Annotated in this window: 8 protein-coding genes; 1 reads left to right on the forward strand and 7 read right to left on the reverse strand. The window is 67.3% G+C overall.

The features are described 5' to 3' along the window. The 6 genes from prcA to arc form a co-directional block, all read right to left on the reverse strand. Positions 1–480 (reverse strand): proteasome subunit alpha (gene prcA / locus CCN33_RS16930; RefSeq protein ID WP_086694431.1); only part of this gene is annotated, 480 nt, incomplete at its 3' end. Between the two features lie 66 nt (positions 481–546). Continuing rightward, the gene (gene prcB, locus CCN33_RS16935; RefSeq protein WP_086694432.1) at positions 547–1392 is read right to left on the reverse strand and encodes a proteasome subunit beta; all 846 of its coding nucleotides are present in this window, start codon (positions 1390–1392) and stop codon (positions 547–549) included. Continuing rightward, a complete protein-coding gene (locus CCN33_RS16940) occupies positions 1344–1937 on the reverse strand; it encodes an endonuclease VII domain-containing protein (RefSeq protein WP_086694433.1) in 594 nt (197 codons plus the stop codon). Before CCN33_RS16940 ends, prcB begins: the two co-directional genes overlap by 49 nt. Before the next feature lie 32 nt (positions 1938–1969). Beyond that, a complete protein-coding gene (locus CCN33_RS16945; protein ID WP_030812711.1) occupies positions 1970–2188 on the reverse strand; it encodes a ubiquitin-like protein Pup in 219 nt (72 codons plus the stop codon). Between the two features lie 167 nt (positions 2189–2355). Continuing rightward, on the reverse strand, positions 2356–3867 hold the full coding sequence (dop, locus tag CCN33_RS16950; protein ID WP_341866578.1) for a depupylase/deamidase Dop: 1512 nt from the start codon (positions 3865–3867) through the stop codon (positions 2356–2358). 233 nt (positions 3868–4100) lie between these two features. Next, positions 4101–5867, reverse strand: coding sequence for a proteasome ATPase (arc, locus tag CCN33_RS16955; RefSeq protein ID WP_086694435.1), 1767 nt, complete (start codon positions 5865–5867; stop codon positions 4101–4103). Positions 5868–6152: 285 nt separating this feature from the next. Here arc and CCN33_RS16965 point away from each other — a divergent pair, with 285 nt between their 5' ends. After that, the gene (locus CCN33_RS16965; RefSeq protein ID WP_086694437.1) at positions 6153–6455 is read left to right on the forward strand and encodes a ferredoxin; all 303 of its coding nucleotides are present in this window, start codon (positions 6153–6155) and stop codon (positions 6453–6455) included. Between the two features lie 69 nt (positions 6456–6524). Here CCN33_RS16965 and CCN33_RS16970 read toward each other — a convergent pair. Then, positions 6525–6924: hypothetical protein (locus tag CCN33_RS16970; protein ID WP_086694438.1), on the reverse strand; the 400-nt coding region annotated here is incomplete at its 5' end.

Raw genomic sequence — 6924 nt, forward strand, 5'->3', positions numbered from 1 at the left:
CTCCGCGTTGCCGCCGACCGCCACCGAACCGTGCTCGTCCACGATCGAACCGTCGTGCGGCAGCCGGTAGATCTGGTCGCCGTCCGGCGTCTCACCGACCTCCGCCACCACCAGCTCCACCTCGTACGGCTTCTCGGCCGCCGAGGAGAAGATCGTGCCCAGCGTCTGCGCGTACACGTTCGCCAGACCACGCGCGGTCACGTCGTCACGGTCGTAGGTGTAACCCCGCAGATCCGCGTACCGCACACCGCCGATGCGCAGGTTCTCGTACTCGTTGTACTTGCCGGCGGCCGCGAAGCCGATCCGGTCGTAGATCTCGCTGAACTTGTGCAGCGCACGGGACGGGTTCTCACCGACGAACACGATCCCGTCGGCGTACTGCATGACCACCAGGCTGCGACCGCGCGCGATGCCCTTGCGGGCGTACTCGGCGCGGTCCGCCATGGCCTGCTGGGGTGAGACATAGAACGGCGTCGACACCGGTTATCCGTCCCTTTCTGTCATGGTCACTGGGATCACCTCACTGCGAAGACCGAGAGCGCCCGCTCAGAGCAGGGCGGCCCGCGGACCGTCCGGCTCCTCAAGCCGCCGCTGGAGCACCGCGCGCGACAGCTCGGACGCCTCCTGCTCGGTCAGCCGGCGGAAACCGTCGTCGGTGATCACCGTGATGATCGGATAGATCCGGCGCGCGACGTCGGGACCACCGGTCGCCGAGTCGTCGTCGGCCGCGTCGTACAGCGCCTGCACCACCAGGGTGGTGGCCTCTTCCTCGGTCAGGTCGTCACGGAACAGCTTCTTCATCGCACCGCGCGCGAACACCGAGCCCGAACCGGTCGCCGCGAAGTTGTGCTCCTCGCTGCGGCCGCCCGTCACGTCGTACGAGAAGATGCGGCCCTTGTCGCGGTCCAGGTCGTACCCCGCGAACAGGGGGACCACGGCCAGGCCCTGCATGGCCATGCCGAGGTTGGAGCGGATCATCGTCGACAGGCGGTTCGCCTTGCCCTCCAGGGAGAGCTGCGCGCCCTCGACCTTCTCGAAGTGCTCCAGCTCCAGCTGGAAGAGCTTGACCATCTCCACGGCCAGGCCCGCCGTGCCGGCGATGCCGACCGCGGAGTACTCGTCCGCCGGGAAGACCTTCTCGATGTCCCGCTGGGCGATGACGTTGCCCATGGTGGCGCGGCGGTCACCGGCGAGGACGACGCCTCCGGGGAACGTCACGGCCACGATCGTCGTCCCGTGCGGGGCCTCGATCACGCCCTGCACCGGCGGCAGCGTCCGCTTGCCCGGCAGCAGCTCCGGCTGATGGTCCGACAGGAAGTCCATGAAGGAGGACGACCCAGGCGTCAGGAAGGCAGCTGGTAGACGCCCGGTGCCACGAGTATTGGCTTCCACGAGTTTCCTTCCAGATAGGCGGCGGCCCGGCGTACGGCCTCGGGGTCGTCCCCCAGCTTGCCGATGGCCGAATTGCAGTTGAAGCACAGTACGCCACGGACCCTACCCGTCTTGTGGCAGTGATCCACATGTGCGGCCGGGGCATTCAGACAGATCACACAGAGCCCGCGCTGAGAAGCGACCATGGCGTCGCGTTCGGCTTCCGTGATGCCGTAACTCCGCTTGAGGTGGTTGGCACGCCCTTCGGCCGCGCGGCATGCCTTGCAGCGTGTGGAGAGTCCGTCCGAAGCACTCGCGTTGCGGTGCCACTCGCTCCACGGCTTGATCTCACCGCATCGCAAGCAGAGCTTGTGTCCTTCGGGTACGTCCACCCGGGGGCGAACTTTCCGCCCCCGGGATTCCTGCCGCTTGCGGTGGTAATCCGAGGCGCACTCCCGGCAGTGCTGCTGCAGGCCGTCCAAATTCGACCGCCTGCGGCGAAACGCTGCATGCGGCTTGCTCATACCACACCGCGCGCAGCGTTTCCTGTTCTCTTCGATCGCCACTTCGAGCGCCCCCGTCGCCTTCGATCCGAAGGCTACTCGCCGCCTTTTTGCACGAAGGAGCGCACGAAGTCCTCGGCGTTTTCCTCCAATACGTCGTCGATTTCGTCCAGGACCGAGTCCACGTCGTCGGTCAGTTTTTCCTGTCGTTCCTTGAGGTCTTCGGAGCCCTGTGCTTCCTGGGTCTGCTCCTCGACCTCTTCGGTGGAGCGTGTGGCCTTCTGCTGGCCGCCGCCGGTGTCCTTGGTCGCCATAACCCTCACCCCGCTCAGTTCGCCGTTCGCTGATGATCAGACCCTACAAGCCGGGTCCGACATCGGCCCCGTAGTTCCAGGAACGTACGGGGGCCACCTCGATGATTCCCTGACGCCGGGATTTCCACCCTGCGAAGGGAGCCCAATCAAAGCCCCGGACCGGGGTTTCAATTGCCGGACAGCACCCTGACCAGCTCATCAGCGGTCCGGCACCGGTCCAGCAGCTCCTTGACGTGATTTCGCGTTCCGCGAAGAGGTTCCAGGGTTGGCACCCGCTGGAGCGAATCGCGGCCGGGAAGGTCGAAGATGACCGAGTCCCAGGAGGCCGCGGCCACGTCGTCCGCGTACTGCTCCAGGCACCGCCCCCGGAAGTAGGCCCGCGTGTCCTCCGGCGGCTTCGTGCGCGCCCGCTCGACCTCCGCGTCGTCCAGCAGCCGCTTCATGCGGCCCTTGTCGACCAGGCGGTTGTAGAGGCCCTTCTCGGGGCGCACGTCGGCGTACTGGAGGTCGACCAGGTGCAGCCGGGGCGCGTCCCAGTCGAGGTCGTCGCGGCGGCGGTAGCCCTCCATGAGCTGCCGTTTGGCGACCCAGTCGAGTTCCGCGGCCAGGCTCATGGGGTCGTTCTCCAGCCGGGTGAGGGTGTCCTCCCAGCGGACGAGGACGTCCTTGGTCTGGTCGTCGGCGTCGGCGCCGTAGCGCTCCTCGACGTACTTGCGGGCCAGCTCGAAGTACTCCATCTGCAACTGCACGGCGGTGAGCGTGCGTCCGCTGCGGAGGGTGACGAGGTGCTGGAGGGAGGGGTCATGGGAGACCTGGTGGAGGGTGCGGACGGGCTGGTCGACCGCGAGGTCCACCGCGATGAAGTTGTCCTCGATCATGGAGAGGACCAGTGCGGTGGTGCCCAGCTTGAGGTAGGTGGAGATCTCCGAGAGGTTGGCGTCGCCGATGATCACATGGAGGCGGCGGTACTTCTCGGCGTCCGCGTGGGGTTCGTCGCGGGTGTTGATGATGGGCCGCTTGAGGGTGGTCTCCAGGCCCACCTCGACCTCGAAGTAGTCGGCGCGCTGGCTGAGCTGGAAGCCGTGTTCGTGGCCGTCCTGCCCGATGCCGACGCGGCCGGCGCCCGCGAAGACCTGGCGGGAGACGAAGAAGGGCGTCAGGTGGCGCACGATGTCCGAGAAGGCGGTCTCCCGCTTCATCAGGTAGTTCTCGTGCGTGCCGTAGGAGGCGCCCTTGTTGTCGGTGTTGTTCTTGTAGAGGTGGATGGGCTGGGCGCCGGGCAGCGCGGCGGCGCGTTCGGCGGCCTCGGCCATGATGCGTTCGCCCGCCTTGTCCCAGAGGACGGCGTCGCGCGGGTTGGTGACCTCGGGGGCGCTGTATTCGGGGTGGGCGTGGTCGACGTAGAGCCGGGCGCCGTTGGTGAGGATGACGTTGGCGAGGCCGATGTCCTCGTCGGTGAGCTGGCTGGAGTCGGCGGCCTCCCGGGCGAGGTCGAAGCCTCGCGCGTCGCGCAGCGGGTTCTCCTCCTCGAAGTCCCAGCGGGCCCGGCGGGCCCGGTGCATCGCGGCCGCGTAGGCGTTGACGATCTGGGACGAGGTGAGCATGGCATTGGCATTGGGGTGGCCGGGGACGGAGATGCCGTACTCCGTCTCGATGCCCATTACTCGCCGTACGGTCATGCGGCCCTCCTTGCCCGGCGGCACCCTCTGTCTTGGGTGCCGCTCGCGTACCGCTGGCGCTCCGGTGCGTGTGCGGTGCCCGTCCCCGCACTGCGCGACTCGGCGGTAGGAAAGAGCCTAGAACGCCTTTGCACTGGTGGGGAGATCATTTGCGTCATTGACTGCTCCGGTCGTGGCCTGAAAAGCGAGCGGCTGCGGATGCCCGTGGCGGGCATCCGCAGCCGCTCCGCCCTTTACAGGTACTGGCCGGTGTTCGCCACCGTGTCGATGGACCGTCCGGTGTCCGCGCCCTGCTTTCCGGTGATGAGGGTGCGGATGTAGACGATCCGTTCGCCCTTCTTTCCGGAGATGCGGGCCCAGTCGTCGGGGTTGGTGGTGTTGGGCAGGTCCTCGTTCTCCTTGAACTCGTCCACGCATGCCTGGAGGAGGTGGGAGACGCGGAGGCCCTTCTGGCTCTTGTCGAGGAAGTCCTTGATCGCCATTTTCTTGGCGCGGCCGACGATGTTCTCGATCATGGCGCCGGAGTTGAAGTCCTTGAAGTAGAGGACTTCCTTGTCTCCGTTGGCGTAGGTGACTTCCAGGAAGCGGTTTTCCTCGGATTCGGCGTACATCTGCTCGACCGCCGTCTGGATCATGCTCTGGACGGTGATCTCCTTGTCGCCGCCGTGCTCTCCGAGGTCGTCGGAGTGCAGCGGGAGGCGCTCGGTGAGGTACTTGCCGAAGATGTCCTTGGCGGCTTCGGCGTCCGGGCGCTCGATCTTGATCTTCACGTCGAGCCGGCCGGGCCGGAGGATGGCGGGGTCGATCATGTCCTCGCGGTTGGAGGCGCCGATCACGACCACGTTCTGGAGGCCCTCGACACCGTCGATCTCCGCGAGGAGCTGGGGGACGATGGTGTTCTCGACGTCGGAGCTGACGCCGGAGCCGCGGGTGCGGAAGAGGGATTCCATCTCGTCGAAGAAGACGATGACGGGGGTGCCCTCGCTGGCCTTCTCACGGGCACGCTGGAAGACGAGGCGGATCTGCCGCTCGGTCTCGCCGACGTACTTGTTGAGCAGCTCGGGGCCCTTGATGTTGAGGAAGAAGCTCTTGCCCGCGGCCTGTCCGGTCACTTCGGCGACCTTCTTGGCGAGCGAGTTGGCGACGGCCTTGGCGATCAGGGTCTTACCGCATCCGGGGGGGCCGTAGAGCAGGACGCCCTTGGGCGGGCGCAGCTCGTGCTCCTTGAAGAGGTCGGGGTAGAGGTAAGGGAGTTCGACGGCGTCGCGGATGGCCTCGATCTGGCCGCCGAGTCCGCCGATCTGTTCGTAGCCGATGTCGGGGACTTCTTCGAGGACGAGTTCCTCGACCTCGCTCTTGGGCACGACTTCGTAGACGTAGCCGGAGCGGGGTTCGAGGAGGAGTGCGTCGCCGGGGCGGATGGTGATGCCCCGGAGCGGTTCGGCGAGCCGGACCACGCGTTCCTCGTCGGTGTGTCCCAGTACCAGGGCGCGTTCGCCGTCCTCGAGGATCTCCTTGAGGGTGACGATGTCGCCGACGCTCTCGTACTCCATGGCCTCGACCACGTTGAGCGCTTCGTTGAGCATGACTTCCTGGCCGCGCCTGAGGTTGTCGAGTTCGACGCTCGGGCTGACGTTGACGCGGAGCTTGCGGCCGCCGGTGAAGATGTCGGCGGTGCCGTCCTCGTTGGCCTGAAGGAAGGCTCCGAAGCCGGCCGGCGGCTGGGCGAGCCGGTCGACTTCCTCCTTGAGGGCCACGATCTGGTCGCGGGCCTCGCGGAGTGTGTTGGCCAGGCGCTCGTTCTGTGCGGAGACGCCGGCCAGGTTGGTCTGAAGCTCGACGATCCGCTCCTCGAGAATCCTCGTGTGCCGCGGAGAGTCGGCGAGCTTGCGGCGCAGGACGGCGATCTCCTGCTCAAGATAGGCGATCTGCCCGGCGGGGTCGTCGGACCCTCTTCCCGAGCGGATGCCGCGGTTGATGTCGTCGTCGTGGGCTGCCACGGTCCTCACCTCCTCCAAGGGGAGCTGGACGCTTCCAGACCCTACCTGGGTGGGTGTCGATTGAAACCCCTAGATCACAAAGACTGTCAAGGTGTGTCGTCGGTCACCCGGTGCGCTCCCTCTCGCACGGAGGGGATACCCACTGAACGTGAGGCGGAAGCCGCTTGTTCCGGGTGATCCGCCTGCCGCACGGGCGCAGACGGTGGGAAAGCGGGCGGCGGGGGTAGGGTCGGGGTGTTCGACAGCCGCCGGGCACACGGGTCCGGCGGATACAGGTCAGGAGAGATGAGCGTGCAGCAGGAGGCCCCGGACGGCGAGGCGCTGGAGGTCTGGATCGACCAGGACCTGTGTACCGGTGACGGGATCTGCGCCCAGTACGCGCCGGAGGTGTTCGAGCTGGACATCGACGGGCTGGCCTATGTGAAGGACGCCGACGACGAGTTGCTGCAGGCCGTGGGGGCGACGACGCCGGTGCCGCTGCCGTTGCTGACGGATGTGGTGGATTCGGCGAAGGAGTGTCCGGGGGCGTGCATCCATGTGCGCCGGGTTTCGGACAAGGTCGAGGTGTTCGGGCCCGGGGCGGACTGAGCCCGGAGGGACCCCTCGAGGACGCGCGCGTGCGGGTGGCATGCGCGCGTCTTGTGCGTTTCGAGGGGGTCAGACGCCTCGGGTGTCGGCCGGGGTGGAGCGCAGGAAGGCGTGGCCGTTCCAGTGCCAGGCGGCCGGTTTTCTGACGTCGGGACAGCAGCTGGGTATGTCGTCGGTGGAGTAGCCGAGGAGGGTCGTCGTCACGGTGCGGTCGCGGATGGCGAGGTCGGTGGCGGTGAGGCGGTCGGCGGGCTGGACGAGGGTGGCGACGAGGCGGGGTCTGCCGTCGGTGGCGTTGCGGGTGAGGACGTAGACGGCGTCGGGCGGGGTCCCCATGGCGGCGTCGCAGTGGACGACGGCGACCGTTTCGGGTCTGCCGTCGCCGTCGAGGTCGCCGTCGGCCTTGTGGGCGACGACGGCTTTGACGGGGCCGCAGTCGAGGGGGAAGGCGACGCCGGTGGTGCCGCTG

The organism is Streptomyces recifensis (assembly GCF_002154615.1).
GTDB lineage: Bacteria > Actinomycetota > Actinomycetes > Streptomycetales > Streptomycetaceae > Streptomyces > Streptomyces griseoluteus.